The organism is Methylobacterium sp. Leaf89, from assembly GCF_001422215.1.
Lineage (GTDB): Bacteria > Pseudomonadota > Alphaproteobacteria > Rhizobiales > Beijerinckiaceae > Methylobacterium.
Map to the genome: position 1 here is coordinate 805281 of NZ_LMML01000029.1, position 17545 is coordinate 822825.

Genomic DNA, 17545 nt, shown 5'->3' on the forward strand with positions numbered 1-17545 from the left:
CACCAAACCACATCCGGCCGGCAGTTGCACCCGTCACCGGCTGCTTTGCGATCTGAACCCGTTGTTGCCGCCCCGCGTTGAACCGGCAAGACGCTCCAGATCAATTCCTCATCTCCCGGAAAACAGCCGCCATGCGCACGCCGACCTTCCTCCTCGCCGCCGCCCTCGGCCTCGCCCTCGCGGGCGCCGCACAGGCGCAATCCTCGGTGACCGGCCCCGGCCAGAACACGATCAACGGTTCCGGAACCGGCATGGGCGGCGGCACCTCCAATGCCCCCGCGACAACCGGGACGGCACCGGGCGCCGGCGCCGTGCGCAACCCGAGCGCCGCCCCGCTGCCGAGCGCCGGGCGTGCCGTCACGCCGGGCACTGCAGCGCCGAGCACCCCGCCCTCCGGGCCCGCGTCCCGCTGAGGCCTCCGCCACCATCCGGGCCGAGGGCCGGGCCGCGAGGCCCGGCCTTTTTCGTCGCAGCCGGCCCGGCCATGGTGCCAAGGCACGGCCGCTGCGGTTATGGATGGTCGGGCCGTGCCAGCGTGATGGAGCCGCCGTGAACCCGCGCGAGACCTACCACATCGAAGTCCTCGCCGCGGAGGACGAGGCCGGCGCGCGCGGCGATGATCCCGTGAGCCAGCGCATTTCCGTGCGCACCTACACGGTCGAGGCCGCCAAGGAGCGGGCCCTGACCCTGTTCGCCCGGGCCCGGGCGCCCCAGCGCAGCGGCGCGCCCGCCGAAGCCGTGCGGGTCATCGACGGCGCCGGCACGGAGGTGTTCCGCTGGAGCCGGTTCGACGAACCGGCCTGACGGAGTGGTCCCGCCATGCGCGCCCTCATCCTGCCCGGCCTCGTCCTGCTGTTCGCGGCCCTCTTCGTGCGCAGCTACACGGTGCCCCCGGCCCCCGACCGGCGCGGCGGGACGAGCGTGTCGCTCGCCTGGCCGAACCGGCCGCTCTTCGGCAGCCCGCGGGCCGATTGTCTCGGCCTCCCGGCGGGCGACTCCGTCATCGCCTGCCTGATCGGATCGGTGTCGCGGGCGCGGGCGGACGGCATTCCGCTGATGCAGGTCGGCTTCTGCGGGACGTGTTACACCTTGTCCCAGCGCGCCGCCGCCCTCGGGCGCAACGAGGCCGCCGTGCAGGCGCGCCTCGGCGAGATCGCCCGCTTCGGCTGGTGAGACCACGTTCATGAGGCGCGGGGCCGCCGAGAGACCGCCATGCCCCTCATCCGCATCGACCTGAATCGCACGGCACCGCCGGATCGTGCCCGGACCGTCGGCGACGTGGTCTATGCCGCCCTGCGCGCGGTGGCGAGCGTGCCCGAGAACGACAAGTTCCCGATCGTCACCCGCCACGGGGCCGGGGAGATCGTGGCGCCCGAGGCCGGCTATCTCGGCGTGACCTGCACGGACGACCTCGTCATCATCCAGATCACCTGGAATGCCGGGCGCTCCGTCGCGGTCAAGCGCGCCCTGTACCGGCAGATCGCCGACGGTATCGCCGCGCGGACCGGGATCCGCCGCACGGACGTCTTATCAATTTCGTCGAGGTGGCGAAGGAGAACTGGTCCTTCGGCGACGGCGAGATGCAGTACGCGTCGGCCTGAAGGCCCACCCGCAGGGAGGCGGCGGCGGCATTGACGCGACACCCGGCGCGCCCTTAGACAGGCGCCACGATGACGACCGTCCTTCGCCCCCTCGCGTATCCGGCGCCGCACCCTTAGTGGCGCGGGGCTCGTCATGTCTCAACCGCTGCGTCGTCGGCGGTTGATCTCCATCCAGGACCACACGTCGACGACCCGGCTTCCACCGAGGTCACGTCCGTGCTGTCCCATTCCCCCGAGAATCCCCGTCCCCGCCTCGGCCTGATCGGCTTCGGTGCCTTCGGCCGCCTCGTGGCGCGCCACCTTGCACCGTTCTTCGTCATTCACGCCTACGACCCGGCGATGCCGGCCGAGCCGGGGTCCGATGTGTCCCCAGGCGCCCTGCGCGTTGCAGCGGATTGCCCGGTGGTGATCCTGGCGGCTCCGGTTCCGGCGATCCCCGGCATCGTGGCCGCGATCGGTCCGCATCTCCGCCCGGGCGCCCTCGTCCTCGATGTCGGTTCGGTGAAGGCCGTGGCCGCGACGGCGATGCGGGACGGACTGCCGGGGCACGTCGCCATCGTCGCCACCCATCCGCTGTTCGGGCCGCAGAGCGCCCGCGACGGCCTCCGGGGCCTGAAGATTGCGCTCTGCGAGGTGCGGGGCGGTCAAACCCGGCAGGTTGCCGCCTTCCTGCGCCGGCATCTCGGCCTCGACGTCATCCTGACGACGCCGGAGGCGCATGACCGGGACGCGGCGGTCGTCCAGGGCCTGACCCACCTCATCGCAAAGGTGATGGTGCGGATGGAGCCGCTGCCGACCCGCATGACCACCCGGAGCTTCGACCTCCTGATGCAGGCGGTGGCGATGGTGCGCCACGATGCGCCGGAGGTCTTCGACGCCATCGAGCGGGCCAACCCCTATGCCGGCGCGGTCCGACGGAGCTTCGTCGCCGCGGCGGCCCGGCTCGCCCACGACCTGTCGGACGCGCCGGAGCCGGCGGTCCGGGCGGCCTGAGGCGGGCGGGGTACCGTCAAGCCTCGGGATCGGGGCCCCGGGCCGCGGCAGTGCTGGAGAGGCGGTTCCGCAGGCGGTCGCGCCAGGCCTTCAGGCGGAGATTGGCCCCGGCCCGCCAGCCCTCCAGAAGGACGGCGAGGGGAAACAACCGGTCGCCGCCCGGTGCCTCGACCAGGATGTGGGCGAGGGCCAGCCGCTCGCTCCAGAAGGTCTCGGGGAGGGGATAGTCCGGCGGGGCGCAGGAATCCGCCGTGCTCAGCGTCGGATCGACCAGGATGGCCTGGGTCAGGCGGTGGAAGGCCAGGGCACCGGGCGAGTGCCGGGCGACGGCGGGATCGTAGGAGATCTTCAGGCTCCAGAGCCGCCCGCGCGTCGTGAAGCTGACCACGGCGGCCAGGGTGCGGCCGTCCCGGCGCAGGCGGTCGATCCGGACCGCCCCGCGGGCGCCGAGGCGGCCGACGACGGCGCGCATCATCCGGGTCTGGACCGCGTCGCCCGCGATGGCGGTGCCCCGCGCGCCCTTCCAGCCGGCGCCTTCCAGGGCGATGTAGTCGTCGATGGCCGCCGACAGCGCGGCCGGATCGCGGATCGTCTCGAACGCCACCGGGCCGTCCGCGTTCAGGCGGTCCCAGGCCTGGCGCAGCTTGCGCTGCTTGCGGGACGAGAGGTGCCCGAGATAGGCGGCGCGCGCCTCGGCGTCCCGGCCGGTCAGGTCGAGGAAGGCGCGCTCGTGCGCCCAGAAGCGGGCGTGGCGAAGGTGGTTGCGCCCGAGCCGGTCCGAGAGCAGGTCCGCGAAAGGGCCGGAGGTCGGAACATGGGTCAGCATCAGGCGCGGGCCGATGAGGCTGCGCAGGCCGAAGAGCAATCCGTCGAGGGCGCGACCCGGGTCGGCGCCGTCGAGGAGCGGGGCGCCGAAGATGCCGAAATCATGCATCCAGCCCATCGCGAGGAGCAGCGGCAGCCCCCAGCGCCAGCGCTTCACCCGCAGGGGCCAGACCGCGACGAGCCGCAGGCCGGGCTCCTCCGGGGCGCGGTCGCCGACCAGAGCGACCTGCACCCCGCTGCCGAAGGCGCCGGCGGCGGGCAGGGCGTAGTCGGGATCATAGAACAGGTTGTCGACGAGTGGCCGGCGGCCGAGGTCGTGCCAGGCCGCGATCCAGGGCGCGCCGGCCGCCAGGGGGCGCAAGGCGACCACGAGGCCGTCGGGGGTCGCGACCTGGCGCTGGGCGGAGCGGCTCATGAGGCGGCGCGACCGAAGCGGCGCGCCGCGAGGTCGGCGACGCCCAGGATGTTGAACGCCCACGCGGTCCCGGCCGAGACGGCGGCGAGGCAGGCGAGGCGCAGGCCGAGGGCGAGGCCCGGATCCAGGGGGAGGCGGCCGAGCCCGGCAATCGCCGCGGCGCAGGCCAGGGCGAGGCCGCAGATCGCCGCGAGATCGCGCAGGGGCACCGGCATGCGAAAGCGCTCGCGGGAGCCGAGGATGAAGACGAGGCAGGCCAGCGCCTGCCCCGTCGCCATGGCGATGGCCGCCCCCTCGACGCCGTAGCGCGGGATGAGCAGGGCCGAAAGGCCACCGATCGCCACGAGCAGCGTCAGCGATGCGACCGCATCGAGCTGGCTCTTCTGGGTGAAGTAGATGACCTGCCCGAAATAATACGACCGGAACATCTGCAGGATGCTGGCCGCCACCAGGAGGGGCGCCACCCGCAGGGCGGTCTCGCGGTAATCGGGGCCGAGCAGGAGGGTGACGAGGAGGCCGTCGAAGGCCAGGAAGAACACCGCGCCGAAGGCGGCGATCAGGGTGAGGAGGCGGATGGCATCCTCCAGCACCGGACCGGCCGCGGCGATGCCGCCGTCGCGGGCATCTCGCTTGGCGATCGAGATCAGCGCGAGGGCCACGCTGTCGCCGAAGACGACGAAGCTCTGGCGCAGGAAGTCGGCGAAGGCGCCGTAGGCCCCGAGCTCCGAGACGCCGATGCTGGCCCCGATCACGAGGCGGTCGGCAGTCTGCGCCAGGGCGGCGGCCCCGAACGAGAGCACCAGGGGCCAGCCATAGGCGAGGAGGCGCCGCGCCTCCGCCCAGCTCCCGCCGCCCCGCAGCAGGCCGCGGATGACATAGAGCGTGGGCAGGGCCGCGACGATGTTGGCGCCGGCGGTGGCCAGCAGCAGCGGGATCGCGCCGCCACCGAGGAGGAGAGCGCTGCTGCCGAGGACCAGGACCAGCACGGCGCGCAGCACCACAGACACGGCGACCGCGCCGACCTCCAGCCGCGTCCGCGCGATCTCGGCGGCGCCCTCGAAGGCCATCATGCCGAAGACGGCGGCGAAGATCGCGAGCGCGGCGTGCGGCTCGAGCAGTCCGAGCCCGGCGGCGCACGCCGCGATCAGGGCGGCGAGCGCCGCCATCGCGCCGAGGAGTCGGACTACGGTGCCGACCTGCAAGATCGCACGCTCCTCGGCGTAGAGGGCGAAGAACGAGAATTTCGGCCACTGGCAGGTGGCGCTGTACAGCACCAGCGCCCAGGACAGGATGAGCAGGTAGAGTCCGAACACGTCCGTGGGCGCGAGCCGGGTGAATACCGCGAGGGCGCCCATGTTCAGGGCTGCGGCGACACCCCGCGAGCCGACATAGGTAAGGGTGTGGCGCGCGATCATCCGACCCCGTGAAGTGCCGGGCGGTCCGGCTGGTGGGACGAGGTAACACGCCAGTGTTGCCGCCGCGTCAATCCGTTCGTCCGCCATTCGCCCTCGACGTTGGCGATGGACGCGAACGGCCTGTGTCGTCGTCAACGTGGCCATTGACTTCGCACCCGCGAAGGATCATATCGCAGGTGCAGCGTCAGCGGCCGTCATGGTTCCGCTTGAGAGGGCTGCGTGACGGATTGCCGGATCGCTTCTGCGGGCCCCGCGCGACCTGAGCCCCTCTCTTCAACGTGCATGCACCCGGACTGCCCCGGCACGCGGGCGGCTCCAGCTCAACGGACCGACCACCTTTTTCGACGATTTCCCTCGCCACGAGGGCGTCCGGCGCGGTCCCGCTGCCTGAAAGTGACTCCTTGACCCAATTCACCGATTTCGGCCTCGCCCAGCCCGTGCTGCGCGCCCTGGAAGAGGCCGGCTACAAGAGCCCGACCCCGATCCAGGCCCAGGCCATCGCCCCCGCCATGCAGGGCCGCGACCTCTGCGGCATCGCCCAGACGGGCACCGGCAAGACGGCGGCCTTCGCGCTGCCGATCCTGCACCGCCTCGCCGAAACCCCGCGCAAGGCGATCCGTCGCGGCTGCCGCGTGCTGGTGCTCTCGCCCACCCGCGAGCTCGCCAACCAGATCGCGGAGAACTTCTCCGATTACGGAAAATACCTCTCGTTCACCAACACCGTGGTGTTCGGCGGCGTCACCATCTCCCGCCAGGAGAAGGCGCTGGCCAACGGCGTCGACATCCTGGTCGCGACCCCTGGTCGCCTGATGGACCTCATCGAGCGTCGCTCGCTGACCCTCGAGGCCGTCGAGATCCTCGTCCTCGACGAGGCCGACCAGATGCTGGACCTCGGCTTCATCCACGCCCTCAAGCGCATCGTGAAGATGCTGCCGAAGGAGCGCCAGAGCCTCTTCTTCTCGGCGACCATGCCGAAGAACATCGCCAGCCTCGCCGACCAGTACCTGCGCGATCCGGTCCAGGTGGCGGTGACTCCGGTCGCCACCACCGCCGAGCGCGTCACCCAGGAGGTCATCTTCGCCCATACCGGCGCGAAGCAGGCCCTGCTGAACCACATCCTGCGCGATCCGGCGATCGAGCGCGTCCTCGTCTTCACCCGGACCAAGCACGGCGCCGACCGCGTCGTGCGCGGCCTGGAGAAGGTCGGGATCAACGCCTCGGCGATCCACGGCAACAAGTCGCAGCCGCAGCGCGAGCGGGCGCTGGCCGCCTTCAAGGACGGTTCCTGCCGGGTGCTCGTCGCCACCGACATCGCCGCCCGCGGCATCGACGTCGAGGCGGTGAGCCACGTCATCAACTACGACCTCCCGAACGTGCCGGAGAGCTACGTCCACCGCATCGGCCGCACCGCGCGCGCCGGGGCGAACGGGCTCGCGATCTCGTTCTGCAACGACGAGGAGAAGGCCTACCTGCGGGACATCGAGCGCACCACGCGCCAGAAGATCCCCGTCGGCGCCTTCCCCGAGGGCTTCACCCCGCCGTCTCGCCAGGAGGCGGCGGACAACGCCCAGGCCGAGGAGCGCCGTCCGGCGCCGAACGGCCAGCGTCCCGGCCAGCGCCAGGGCCAGCGTCCGAGCAGCCGCCCGGGCGGCCGTCCCGGCCAGGGCCGTGGCTTCGAGGGGCGCGGCGGTGAGAACCGCGGTGGCTCCGGACGCCCGAGCCGTTCCGACGGCGCGGCCCGTCCGCAGGACGGCCGCGGCGATCGCCGGCCGGCCGCCCAGGGCGAGCCCCGCGCCGAGCCGCGCGGCGAACGCCCCCGGGCCCCGCGCCCGCAGGGCGGCGGCGAGGGTCGCGCCATCGGCTGGCTGGATCGCGGCCCGCGTTCCTGATCCGTCACATCCGACGCATTCGAGCGCCGTCCCGGTTTCCGGGGCGGCGTTTTCGCGTCCGATGCCCCGGGCATTGCCATGCCGTTTCGCGGGGCCACATCACAGGGGGCCGGGTACCGAGCCCGGCGTCTTCGGAGGCATGGGCGATGCGGTTTGAACTCTACCGGGATTCCGCCGGCGGATGGCGCTGGCGCCTGCGGTCGCAGAACGGAAACGTCGTCGCAGATTCGGCGGAGGCCTATCTGCGTCGTGAGGATTGCGAGCACGGTATCGGCCTCGTGAAGGGCAGTGCCGATGCACCGACGGTGGACATGACCCTGAAGATCGCGTGACGAACCACATGCAGGGCTTCGTTGACCATCACGGCAACGCTTGCCGAGCCGTGGGAAACGCTTTCGCACCTCGTGCGTTTGCTGCATCCGGGCCTCGCGACGAGGGATGCCGGTGTGTCGAGACTCGACAGAATTCAGGGAGTTGAGAACGTGCTGAGGAAACTCGTGCTGGCCGCGCTGCTGGCCCTAGGCTTCGCCGCCACCGCGCCACAGGGCGCTTCGGCCGCCCCCGTCGGTCCTGCCCTCGCCCTCCAGAGCGAGGCTGCGCCGGCCGCTGTGCAGACGGTTCAGTATTACGGCTATCGCCGCCGCTTCTATGGCCCGCGTCGCTTCTACGGCCCGCGCCCCTTCTACGGCCGTCGCTATTACGGCCCGCGCCGCTTCTACGGCCCGCGTCGTTTCTATGGTCCGCGTCGCTTCTACGGCCCGCGCCGCTTCTACTACTAAGGAACGGGCTGCGTCCCGACACGGACGCGAAGCCTTCGACGGCCCGGCCTTCGTTACGACGAGGGCCGGGCCGTCCTCGTTTTTAGCAATAAACTTCAGGCCGATGGCTGTGACCCACCGGCGGGATGCGATAAGTTGCTGCCTTGGAAGACGGCCGACATCGAAACGGCTCGCTTCGGAGGTTACGCCATGAACGTCCTTGCGGCCCGCCGCGCCGAGGCGCGCGCACTCTGGGAATTGGTTCCCCTCGAACTCGTTCTCTCCGCCTTCGCGATCATCCTGGCGGGTGCCCTGAAATATGCCGACGTGATGCCCTGAAGGCGGTCGCGATGCCTCGGCAAAGGGCCCGGCATCGGCCTACACTGCGGGCGGTCGAGGGTGAGACGTGAGCGGGATCATGACGGAGACGGACGAGGCGCGGCGCCCCAGCGGGGACCTGACGGTGCGCACCATCGCGATGCCGGCCGACACGAACGCCAACGGCGACATCTTCGGCGGCTGGGTCATGTCGCAGATGGACCAGGCCGGCGGGATCGCCGCCGTGGAGCGCTCGCAGGGACGGGCGGTCACGGTCGCGGTGAATGCGATGACGTTCATCCGGCCCGTGCGGGTCGGTGACGTCCTTTGCGTCTACACCCGGATCAATCGGGTGGGGCGCAGCTCCATGAAGATCGAGGTCGAGGCCTGGGCGCGGCGCTTCCGCACCCAGTTTCGGGAGCAGGTCACCGAGGCGACCTTCACCTTCGTGGCCATCGACGACGAGGGCCGGCCGCGCGCCATCGAACCGACCTGACCGCCCGGGAGGTCCGATCGGGGCCGGGCACTCAGGCGTTGGGGGCCGCCACCTTCTGGCGCAGGCCCGTGATGACCGCCTTGAGGACATCCGCGTCGGCATCGGAGCTGCCCATGCAGCGGACCGATTCGATCCGTTCGTGCACGAAGGACAGCTTGGCGATCACCGCCGGGGTCAGCTTGAACGGGAACAGGGCCGGCTGGCCCATGCTGCGGCTGAGCGAATTCACCGCGTAGGTGAGGGGCAGCCACGCCTCCACGATCCGGCTGAAATCCGTCATCCGGTAGGGGTCGAAGTCGATCACCACCGGCTCGGACGAGCCGTGGCGCAGGCGCGGACGCACATGCATCTCGAAGGTGCTGGCGGTCTCCAGCGTGTCGACGATGTGGAGGTATTGAGCCCAGGTCTCGGCAAAGTCCTCCCACGGATGCGCCGTGGCGTAAGCGCTGACGTAGCTCTCCTCCCAGTCCGGCGGTGCTCCGTGGGCGTAGTGGCGCTGCAGGGCGCCGGAATAGTTCAGCCGCTCGTCCCCGAACAGAGACCGGAAGGTCCACAGGCTCTGGTCGAAGCGCACCAGCACGTTCCAGAAGTAATGTCCGATCTCGTGGCGGAAATGCCCGAGCAGCGTGCGGTAATACTCGCCGAACAGCATCCGCCGCCGCTCGCGCTCGACGTCGTCGGCCTCGGCGATGTTGAGGGTGATGAGACCGCTGCGATGCCCGGTGAGGACGGGTGGCCCGATCTGATAGCTTTCCGACGGATCGACCAGGAAATCGAAGGCGAGACCCGTGGCGGGGTTCTCGTCACGGGTCATCAGCGGCAGGTCGAGGCGCAGCAGCGAATAGAACAGCCGATGCTTGGCCGCCTCGATCTGGCGCCAGCGGGTCAGGTTCCAGGCGATGGAGAGATCGGGCACCACGTGGTTGTGGCGGCAGGTGACGCAGTAGCGGTTGGGGGAATCGTCCGGGACCAGCCAGTTGCAGGCGTCGTGATCCGCGTTGGCGCAGAACCGGTACTTGCGGCCCGGATTCGCGTAGGCGTGCCAGAGGCCGTTCACCGGCTCCACCGCCGACATCTCGTGGACGTCGCAGACATAGCCCAGCCGACGCTCGCAGCTCTCGCAATGGGTGCTCTCGAAGCTGATCGGCTGGTGGCAAGCCTGGCACTGGAAGATCTTCATGGAGCCGTCGGGGGACGCCTTTCCTGTCTGTCCGCGGAGCGTCGCATGCCGCCCGCGAGGGAACCCTCTTAGCCTATCCGCACGCGATACGGTGGCAAAGCATGGGAGGGGACCGAAGTTCCGGCCCCTGGGGCTCGGCCGGCTTGGCCGAACCGCGGGAGCACGAAACTTGCAGGCCGTCACGGGCCGTACCCGTCCTGGCCATCCCCCGGCGCGAGGATGGGGCGGTCGTCGTGCGGGCGGCCTTCCGGGTCCCCACGCGCAAGGGCATCGCTTGCGGGTCTCCGTTGGCGTATGTCTATGGTGAAGCTTTCTTCGGAGCACCGCAGGGTGGTGCCCCGTCCCTCCGCCGCCGGCGCGTGCCGATCCGCCCGCCCGGCGCCCTGTCCAGTCACAGCGGGAGCCCCCGTGTCGATCAAAGCCGCCCTGCACCACGTCACCCACTACACCTACGATCGGCCGATCACGCTGGGCCCCCAGGTGATCCGCCTGCGCCCGGCGCCGCATACGCGGACCGCCGTTCCGGCCTACTCGCTCAAGGTTCTGCCGGAGAACCACTTCATCAACTGGCAGCAGGACCCGAACGGCAACTGGCTCGCCCGGCTGGTCTTTCCGGAGAAGACCACCGAGCTGAAGATCGAGGTCGACCTCACCGCCGACATGTCGGTGATCAACCCATTCGACTTCTTCGTCGAAGACTATGCCCAGACCCGCGGCTTCACCTACGCGGACGACCTCACGGCCGAGCTGAAGCCCTACCTCGTCCTCGACGACGCCATGGCGCCGGAGGTGGATGCCTTCCTCGAGCGCCTCCCGGGCGAGCAGAACACGGTCCTGTTCCTCGTGGCCCTGAACGCCCAGGTGGCGCAGGAGATCACCTACGGCGTCCGCATGGAGCCCGGCGTCCAGACCGCCGCCGAGACCCTGACGCTGAAGAGCGGCTCCTGCCGCGACTCGGCCTGGCTGATGGTGCAGATCCTGCGCCGCCTCGGCATGGCGGCCCGCTTCGTGTCGGGCTACCTGATCCAGCTCATCCCCGACACCACCGCCGTCGACGGGCCGGCCGGCACCACCACCGACTTCACGGATCTGCACGCCTGGGCCGAGGTCTACCTGCCGGGCGCCGGCTGGATCGGGCTCGACGCCACCTCCGGCCTCCTCTGCGGCGAGGGCCACATCCCGCTGGCGGCGACCCCGCACCACGCCTCCGCGGCGCCGATCTCCGGCCTCGCCGAGCCGGCGGGCGTCGAGTTTGGCTTCGAGATGACGGTGACCCGCGTGGCCGAGGCGCCGCGCATCACCAAGCCGTTCTCCGAAGAGGTCTGGGCCGCGATGGACGCCCTCGGCGACCGCATCGACGCCGACCTCGCCGAGCAGGACGTGCGCCTGACCATGGGCGGGGAGCCGACCTTCGTCTCCATCGACGACTTCGAGTCGCCCGAGTGGAACGCCGCCGCGGTCGGCCCGACCAAGCGCGGCCTCGCCGACAAGCTGATCCGTCGCCTGCGCGATCGATTCGCCCCCGGTGGCATGCTGCATTACGGCCAGGGCAAGTGGTATCCGGGCGAGAGCCTGCCACGCTGGGCCTTCGCCCTGTACTGGCGCCGGGACGGTGTGCCGGTCTGGAAGGATGCCGGCCTGATCGCCCCCGAGGACGGCCCCCGCCACGCCGACATCCACAAGGCCAAGGCCCTGATCGACGGAGTCGCCAAGCGCCTCGGCCTCGGGGCCTACGTGTTCCCGGCCTTCGAGGATCCGGTCTACTGGTCCGACAAGCGCGACGAGTTGCCCCCCAACGTCACGACGGCGGAGCCGCACTACCCGAACCCGGAGACCAATGCCCGCATGGCGCGGGTCTTCGCGCGCGGTCTCGGCGAGGCCGCGGGCTATGCCCTCCCGCTGGCGAGCCTGCCCACCGGCAAGGCGAGCGATTCCGACCGGCTCTGGATCTCGGAGCCGTGGGACTTTCGCCGGGGCCACGCCTTCCTGACGCCGGGCGACTCGCCGGTGGGCTACCGCCTGCCCCTGTCCTCGCTGCCCTTCGTGCCGCCCGAGCACTATCCCTATTACCAGCCGCAGGACACGCTGGAAGCCCGCGCCCCGCTCCCCGAGGGCCATCCCGGCCCCGAGACCGTCAACGGCTCCGGCGTCACCGGCGTCGCGGTCCGCACCGCCTTCGCGGTGGAGCCGCGCGACGGCATCCTGCACGTCTTCATGCCGCCCCTGCAGCGGGTCGACGAGTACCTGGAGCTCCTGGGCCATCTCGAGGCGACGGCCGCCGCGCTGAAGCAGCCGCTCCACATCGAAGGCTACGAGCCCCCCTTCGACCCGCGCCTCAGCGTCATCAAAGTCACGCCCGATCCCGGCGTGATCGAGGTCAACGTGCATCCCGCCGCGGCCTGGCGCGACGCCGTGCGGATCACCACCGACCTCTACGAGGATGCCCGGCAGATCCGCCTCGGCGCGCAGAAGTTCATGACCGACGGCCGACACACCGGCACCGGCGGCGGAAACCACGTGGTGCTCGGCGGCGCGACACCGGACGACTCGCCGTTCCTGCGCCGGCCCGACCTCCTGAAGAGCCTGGTGCTGTACTGGCAGCGCCACCCGGCGATGTCCTACCTGTTCTCGGGCCTCTACATCGGTCCGACGAGCCAGGCGCCGCGCATGGACGAGGCGCGCCACGATGGACTCTACGAGCTCGAGATCGCCATGGCGCAGGTGCCGAAGCCCGACGAGCCCAACATCCCGCGCTGGCTCGTGGATCGCATCTTCCGCAACATCCTCGTGGACGTGACCGGCAACACCCACCGGTCCGAGATCTGCATCGACAAGCTCTACTCGCCGGACGGCCCCACGGGGCGCCTCGGGCTCCTCGAATTCCGCTCGTTCGAGATGCCGCCGGACCCGCGCATGAGCCTGGCGCAGCAGCTCCTGCTGCGGGCGATCGTCGCCTGGCTCTGGCGCGAGCCGCAGGAAGGCGGCTGTGTCCGCTGGGGCACGGGCCTGCACGATCGCTTCATGCTGCCCCACTTCCTGTGGGCCGATTTCCTCGGCGTGCTGGAAGACCTCCGGGCGGCCGGCTACGACTTCGACCCGGCGGCCTTCGTGGCGCAGCGCGAGTTCCGCTTCCCGGTCTTCGGAACGGTGGAGCAGGGCGGCGTGAAGCTGGAGCTCCGCCAGGCCCTCGAACCCTGGCACGTGCTGGGCGAGGAGGGCGCGATCGGGGGAACCGTGCGCTACGTGGACTCGTCGGTGGAGCGTCTGCAGGTGAAGGTCGAGGGCTACGTGCCCGGCCGGCACGTCATCGCCTGCAACGGCCGGCGCCTGCCGATGACCGGCACCGGGACCGCCGGCGAGGCGGTGGCCGGCCTGCGCTTCAAGGCGTGGCAGCCCGCCTCCTCGATGCACCCCACGATTCCCGCGCACTCGCCGCTCACCCTCGACATCCTCGATGCCTGGAGCGGCCGGTCGCTGGGCGGCTGCCGGTACCATGTCAGCCATCCGGGCGGACGCAACTACGAGACCTTCCCGGTGAACACCTACGAGGCGGAGGGGCGTCGCCTCGCGCGCTTCCAGGCCCACGGCCACACCCCCGGCAAGATCGCGATGCCGCCCGAAGAGACCAATCGCGAGTTTCCGATGACGCTCGACCTGCGCACCCCCGCACCCCCGGGCTTCACCCTCCCATGAGCGCAGCGGCCGCGGCGGAGATACAGGGACGGGCCGAGCGCCTCGCGCGCTGGACCTCCGCATACCGGCCACATCGGGACGTCCCCGACGAGCTGATGGATCACGAGGGCCGTCCCAAGGGGGCCTGGCCGCGGTTTCTCGACCAGCTCGGCGGCATGGACGAGGTCGAGATCGGCGCCCGCTTCATCTCGGCGGTCCGGCGCATCCGCGACACCGGGATCTCCTATCGGATCTACGGCGACAAGCGCGAGCATGCCTGGCCGCTGGGCTCGCTGCCGCTCGTCCTCGAACAGGCGGACTGGGAGACGCTGAGCGCCGGCATCGTCGAGCGCGCCGCGCTGATGGAGACGATCCTCGCCGACCTCTACGGCCCGGAGCGCCTCGTGGCCGAGGGCCTGCTGCCAGCCGCAGTGGTGGCGGGCAGCCCGGAATTCATGCGTCCCCTGGTCGGCGTCACGCCGCCGGGCGGTCGCTTCCTCAAGCTCTACGCCGCCGACGTGACGCGCGGGCCCGACGGGCGCTGGCGGGTGCTCGCCGACCGGACGCAATCGCCCTCCGGGCCCGGCTACGCCCTGGAGAACCGGCTCGTCCTCACCCGCGCCTTCCCGGACCTCCATGCCGACCTGCAGGTCGAGCGCCTGGCCGCCTTCTTCCAGGCCTTTCGCGATGGCCTCGCGGTGGGTGCGCAGCGCAGCGACCCGCGGATCTGCCTCCTGACCTCAGGGGTGTTCAGCTCGACCTATGTCGAGCAGGCCGCGCTCGCCCGCTATCTCGGCTTGCTCCTGGTGGAGGGCGACGACCTCGTGATGCAGGACGGGGCCCTGCACATCCGCACCGTTGCCGGCCTGAAGCGGGCGGACGTGCTCTGGCGGCGCATCGACTCCGACTACCTCGACCCCCTGGAGCTCAACCCGGCCTCGCGCCTCGGCGTCCCGGGCCTCGTGGAAGCCCTGCGCAACGGCAACCTCGTCGTCGGCAACATGCCGGGTTCGGGCATCCTCGAATCCGGTGCGCTCGCCGCCTACCTGCCCGGCATCGCACGGCATCTCCTCGGGCGGGACCTGACACTCGCCGGGCCGAAGACCTGGTGGTGCGGCGATCCGCGGGCGCTGGCCGAGATCCGCGACCGGCTCGACAGCTTGAGCCTGCGTCCGGTGGCGACGCCTCCGAAGGGAGCCGTCCGCGACGCGATCCTGGCCCCGCACGCCCTCGATGCCGAACGCGACCGCCTGCGCGCGGCCCTGCGCGACCGGCCTTTCGATTACGTCGCCCAGGAGACGATGCCGCTCGCCACCATGCCGGCCTGGGATCCGAGCGGCGGCTCCCTGCGCCTGGTGCCGCGGCCCTTCGTGCTGCGGGTCTTCGCGGCGGCGACGCCCGAGGGCTGGCGCGTGATGCCGGGCGGCTTCTGCCGCATCTCGGAGCGGCCCGATGTCGAGCCTCTTGAGATGCGTGCCGGCATCAAGTCGGCCGATGTCTGGATCCTGTCGCGCGATCCCGTGGAGCCGGTCACCCTGATTCAGACCGGGCCGGCGCGGGTGCGCCGGATCGCCGGGCACCTGCCGTCGCGGGCGGCCGACAACCTGTTCTGGTTCGGGCGCTACGTCGAGCGGGCCGAGGCGGTGATCCGCCTCGTCCTCGCGCATCTCGGCAGCGTCGGTTCCGCCGTGATCGCCGACATGGCGGGCGACGCGAAGGCGCCCACCGCGCTGCGCATTCGTGCACTCCTCGACGAGTGGGGGGCCATCGAGGCCCCCGACCTGCCCACCGCGGCCCTGGCCCAGCAGGCCCTCGGCGGCCACGACGCCCACGGCTCCGCCCTGCGCCACAGCCTGTCCGCGCGGATCAACGCCGCGACCCTGCGCGAGCGTCTCTCCGGCGAAGCCTGGCGGGCGCTGGCGGACCTGAAGGAGGTCCTGGAGATCGAGGCCGGGCAGGCGTTGCCGGAAGCGCAGCTCCTGGGCCTCGCCGAACGCGCCCTCAGCCACATCGCGGCCCTGTCGGGTCTCGCCCAGGAGAACATGAACCGCACCACCGGTTGGCACTTCGTCGATCTCGGCCGCCGGATCGAGCGCGCCATCAACACCTTGAGCTTCGCCACCCGCTTCGCCGGCGACGGCGCCAGCGCCGAGGACCTCGGCGTGATGCTGTCCCTGTGCGATTCGCACGTCTCGTTCGGTGCCCGCTACCTGCAGGGGGTGGCCCTCGATCCGGTGCGCGACATGGTGCTCCTCGATCCGTTCAATCCGCGCTCGGTCGCCTTCCAGCTCGAGGCGATCACCCGGCATCTTGGCCAGCTTCCGGTTCTGCGGGCCGACGGGTTGCCCGAGCCGCACCAGCGCATCGCCGCCAAGCTCTTAGCCGAGTTCGCCACCGGCGAGGCGGCGGAGTTCGACGGCGCCGCCCTGATGCGCCTGGAGAACGAGGTCGAGGGCCTCGCCGACGCCGTGGCCACCCGCTACTTCCCCAACGGGCCGCATGCCCTGCGCCCGGAAAAGCTCGTGGGGCTCGCGTGATTTATACGCTGCGCCACCTCACCACATACCGGTACGCCCGCCCCGTGCGCTTCGCCCGCTGCACCCTGCGCCTGCGCCCGCGCGACGGGGAGGGGCAGACCGTGCTGGAGAGCGGCCTCACGATCACGCCCGATCCGCGGACCCGCATCGTCCGGCGCGACTATTTCGGTCTCGATGCCACCGCGGTCACGATCGACACGCCCCACACCGAACTGCGGGTGGAGGCCCTGTCACGGGTTCGGGTCGAGCGCGATCCGCCGCCGCCGGTGGAATCCGGCCGCCCCTGGGAGCAGGTGCGCGACGAGGCGGTGAATGGGCGCGGCCTCGGCCCGGACCGGCCGGTGCACTTCCAATTCCCGAGCCTGCGCGTGCCGCTGGTGCCGGAGGTGACGGATTATGCCCGGGCGAGCTTTCCCCCGGGCCGGAGCGCCTATGGCGGCGCCTTCGACCTGATGCAGCGGATCCGGGCGGACTTCACCTTCGACGCGAAGGCCACCACCGTGCACACGCCCCTCGCCGAGGCCTTCGCCCTCCGGGCCGGCGTCTGCCAGGACTTCACCCACATCATGATCGCGGCCCTGCGCGGCCTCGGCCTGCCGGCCGCCTATGTCAGCGGCTACCTCCGGACGATCCCGCCCGCCGGTCGCCCGCGCCTGCGCGGCGCCGATGCGAGCCATGCCTGGGTCTCGGTCTGGTGCGGGGACGGCTGGATCGGCCTCGACCCCACCAACGGCATCGGCATGTGCGACGATCACATCGTCGTGGCCCGTGGACGCGACTACACCGACGTGTCCCCCATCGACGGCATCGTTTCCGCCTCGGGCCCGCAGAAGCTCAAGGTCGAGGTGGACGTGGTGCCGGACGGTGAGCCGATGCCCGAGCATGCGGCTCCGCTCCAGGCCACCCCGGCCTGACCGGCCCCGCCGGGATCCGACCGGACCCTAGGCGGATTTGGCCGTGAACAGACGGAAGGCTTCCAGTGTCTCGGCGCTGACGTGATGCTCGATGCCCTCGGCGTCGCGGCGGGCGATCTCGGGGCTGACCCCGAGCGCGCAGAGGAACTGCTCGACGATGCGGTGGCGCTCGCGGCTCTGCACGGCCAGGGCCTGCCCGGCCTCCGTGAGGAAGACGCCCCGATAGGGGCGCTGCTGAACGAGGCCGTCCTCGGCGAGGCGCTTCAGCATCTTGGCGACGGTCGGCTGGGCCACGCCGAGGCGCGCGGCGATATCCACCTGCCGCGCCTCGCCGCCATCGCCGATCAGGTCAGCGATGAGCTCGACGTAATCCTCGACGAGTTCCAGCCGGCGCGCCTCGCGGGCTTGCCGGAAGCTCTCCACGTGGACGTCGGGATCGACCAGGGAGGTGTCGGGCGCGGAGGACGTCGAATCCTGCATGTGGCCGGCGAACTCCCCCGAACAATGGCGCCCTCGAACGGGAGCCCGAGCC

17 protein-coding genes are annotated in these 17545 nt (G+C 71.1%); 13 read left to right on the top strand and 4 right to left on the bottom strand.

What is annotated here, in order from left to right; translation table 11 throughout:
• Window positions 1-131: 131 nt before the first annotated feature.
• The 5 genes from ASF18_RS19100 (at window position 132) to ASF18_RS19120 (ending at window position 2594) form a co-directional block, all read left to right on the top strand.
• The gene (locus ASF18_RS19100; RefSeq protein WP_056354089.1) at window positions 132-413 is read left to right on the top strand and encodes a hypothetical protein; all 282 of its coding nucleotides are present in this window, start codon (window positions 132-134) and stop codon (window positions 411-413) included.
• A gap of 103 nt (window positions 414-516) precedes the next feature.
• The gene (locus ASF18_RS19105; RefSeq protein ID WP_056272545.1) at window positions 517-804 is read left to right on the top strand and encodes a hypothetical protein; all 288 of its coding nucleotides are present in this window, start codon (window positions 517-519) and stop codon (window positions 802-804) included.
• A gap of 15 nt (window positions 805-819) precedes the next feature.
• A complete protein-coding gene (locus ASF18_RS19110; RefSeq protein ID WP_056354092.1) occupies window positions 820-1173 on the top strand; it encodes a hypothetical protein in 354 nt (117 codons plus the stop codon).
• Between the two features lie 39 nt (window positions 1174-1212).
• Window positions 1213-1635 carry a tautomerase family protein gene (locus tag ASF18_RS19115; protein WP_244472754.1) on the top strand — a complete coding sequence of 141 codons (423 nt, stop codon included), beginning with the start codon at window positions 1213-1215 and terminating at the stop codon, window positions 1633-1635.
• Window positions 1636-1820: 185 nt separating this feature from the next.
• Complete coding sequence (locus ASF18_RS19120; protein ID WP_056354568.1) at window positions 1821-2594, top strand: prephenate dehydrogenase; 774 nt, start codon at window positions 1821-1823, stop codon at window positions 2592-2594.
• A gap of 16 nt (window positions 2595-2610) precedes the next feature.
• Here ASF18_RS19120 and ASF18_RS19125 read toward each other — a convergent pair whose 3' ends face one another.
• Complete coding sequence (locus ASF18_RS19125) at window positions 2611-3834, bottom strand: GNAT family N-acetyltransferase (RefSeq protein ID WP_056354095.1); 1224 nt, start codon at window positions 3832-3834, stop codon at window positions 2611-2613.
• Window positions 3831-5249, bottom strand: coding sequence for a polysaccharide biosynthesis C-terminal domain-containing protein (locus tag ASF18_RS19130; protein ID WP_056354098.1), 1419 nt, complete (start codon window positions 5247-5249; stop codon window positions 3831-3833). The genes ASF18_RS19125 and ASF18_RS19130 overlap by 4 nt, the downstream gene beginning before the upstream one ends.
• Window positions 5250-5650: 401 nt before the next feature.
• Between ASF18_RS19130 and ASF18_RS19135 the strand changes: the two genes are divergently transcribed.
• The 5 genes from ASF18_RS19135 to ASF18_RS19155 all read left to right on the top strand — a co-directional run bounded on the left by ASF18_RS19135 (window position 5651) and on the right by ASF18_RS19155 (window position 8710).
• A complete protein-coding gene (locus ASF18_RS19135) occupies window positions 5651-7138 on the top strand; it encodes a DEAD/DEAH box helicase (RefSeq protein ID WP_056211254.1) in 1488 nt (495 codons plus the stop codon).
• Window positions 7139-7284: 146 nt separating this feature from the next.
• Window positions 7285-7470 carry a DUF1508 domain-containing protein gene (locus ASF18_RS19140; protein ID WP_056211256.1) on the top strand — a complete coding sequence of 62 codons (186 nt, stop codon included), beginning with the start codon at window positions 7285-7287 and terminating at the stop codon, window positions 7468-7470.
• A 150-nt stretch (window positions 7471-7620) separates the two neighbouring features.
• On the top strand, window positions 7621-7917 hold the full coding sequence (locus tag ASF18_RS19145) for a hypothetical protein (protein ID WP_056211258.1): 297 nt from the start codon (window positions 7621-7623) through the stop codon (window positions 7915-7917).
• Window positions 7918-8106: 189 nt separating this feature from the next.
• A complete protein-coding gene (locus tag ASF18_RS25100; RefSeq protein ID WP_280136479.1) occupies window positions 8107-8235 on the top strand; it encodes a hypothetical protein in 129 nt (42 codons plus the stop codon).
• Between the two features lie 79 nt (window positions 8236-8314).
• Window positions 8315-8710, top strand: coding sequence for an acyl-CoA thioesterase (locus tag ASF18_RS19155; RefSeq protein ID WP_056354571.1), 396 nt, complete (start codon window positions 8315-8317; stop codon window positions 8708-8710).
• A gap of 31 nt (window positions 8711-8741) precedes the next feature.
• On the opposite strand, the gene ASF18_RS19160 is transcribed toward ASF18_RS19155, so the two are convergent.
• A complete protein-coding gene (locus ASF18_RS19160) occupies window positions 8742-9890 on the bottom strand; it encodes a putative zinc-binding peptidase (protein ID WP_056272530.1) in 1149 nt (382 codons plus the stop codon).
• Between the two features lie 408 nt (window positions 9891-10298).
• Here ASF18_RS19160 and ASF18_RS19165 point away from each other — a divergent pair, with 408 nt between their 5' ends.
• From ASF18_RS19165 to ASF18_RS19175, 3 genes are read left to right on the top strand one after another with little or no spacing between them, the layout of a single operon-like run.
• Window positions 10299-13583 (top strand): transglutaminase family protein, encoded by a 3285-nt coding sequence (locus tag ASF18_RS19165; protein WP_056354104.1) that lies wholly within the window; start codon window positions 10299-10301, stop codon window positions 13581-13583.
• A complete protein-coding gene (locus ASF18_RS19170) occupies window positions 13580-16099 on the top strand; it encodes a circularly permuted type 2 ATP-grasp protein (RefSeq protein WP_056354107.1) in 2520 nt (839 codons plus the stop codon). The genes ASF18_RS19165 and ASF18_RS19170 overlap by 4 nt, the downstream gene beginning before the upstream one ends.
• On the top strand, window positions 16096-17013 hold the full coding sequence (locus ASF18_RS19175) for a transglutaminase family protein (protein WP_056354110.1): 918 nt from the start codon (window positions 16096-16098) through the stop codon (window positions 17011-17013). The genes ASF18_RS19170 and ASF18_RS19175 overlap by 4 nt, the downstream gene beginning before the upstream one ends.
• 27 nt (window positions 17014-17040) lie before the next feature.
• On the opposite strand, the gene mntR is transcribed toward ASF18_RS19175, so the two are convergent.
• Window positions 17041-17493 carry a manganese-binding transcriptional regulator MntR gene (mntR, locus tag ASF18_RS19180; protein WP_056211271.1) on the bottom strand — a complete coding sequence of 151 codons (453 nt, stop codon included), beginning with the start codon at window positions 17491-17493 and terminating at the stop codon, window positions 17041-17043.
• Window positions 17494-17545: the final 52 nt, after the last annotated feature.

Excerpts from the sequence above, each read along its gene's own strand:
- ASF18_RS19100 (WP_056354089.1), top strand. The coding sequence starts at position 132 with ATGCGCACGCCGACCTTCCTCCTCGCCGCCGCCCTCGGCCTCGCCCTC.
- ASF18_RS19105 (WP_056272545.1), top strand. The coding sequence starts at position 517 with ATGGTCGGGCCGTGCCAGCGTGATGGAGCCGCCGTGAACCCGCGCGAG.
- ASF18_RS19110 (WP_056354092.1), top strand. The coding sequence starts at position 820 with ATGCGCGCCCTCATCCTGCCCGGCCTCGTCCTGCTGTTCGCGGCCCTC.
- ASF18_RS19115 (WP_244472754.1), top strand. The coding sequence starts at position 1,213 with ATGCCCCTCATCCGCATCGACCTGAATCGCACGGCACCGCCGGATCGT.
- ASF18_RS19125 (WP_056354095.1), bottom strand. The coding sequence starts at position 3,834 with ATGAGCCGCTCCGCCCAGCGCCAGGTCGCGACCCCCGACGGCCTCGTG.
- ASF18_RS19130 (WP_056354098.1), bottom strand. The coding sequence starts at position 5,249 with ATGATCGCGCGCCACACCCTTACCTATGTCGGCTCGCGGGGTGTCGCC.
- ASF18_RS19140 (WP_056211256.1), top strand. The coding sequence starts at position 7,285 with ATGCGGTTTGAACTCTACCGGGATTCCGCCGGCGGATGGCGCTGGCGC.
- ASF18_RS25100 (WP_280136479.1), top strand. The coding sequence starts at position 8,107 with ATGAACGTCCTTGCGGCCCGCCGCGCCGAGGCGCGCGCACTCTGGGAA.
- ASF18_RS19155 (WP_056354571.1), top strand. The coding sequence starts at position 8,315 with ATGACGGAGACGGACGAGGCGCGGCGCCCCAGCGGGGACCTGACGGTG.
- ASF18_RS19160 (WP_056272530.1), bottom strand. The coding sequence starts at position 9,890 with ATGAAGATCTTCCAGTGCCAGGCTTGCCACCAGCCGATCAGCTTCGAG.
- ASF18_RS19170 (WP_056354107.1), top strand. The coding sequence starts at position 13,580 with ATGAGCGCAGCGGCCGCGGCGGAGATACAGGGACGGGCCGAGCGCCTC.
- mntR (WP_056211271.1), bottom strand. The coding sequence starts at position 17,493 with ATGCAGGATTCGACGTCCTCCGCGCCCGACACCTCCCTGGTCGATCCC.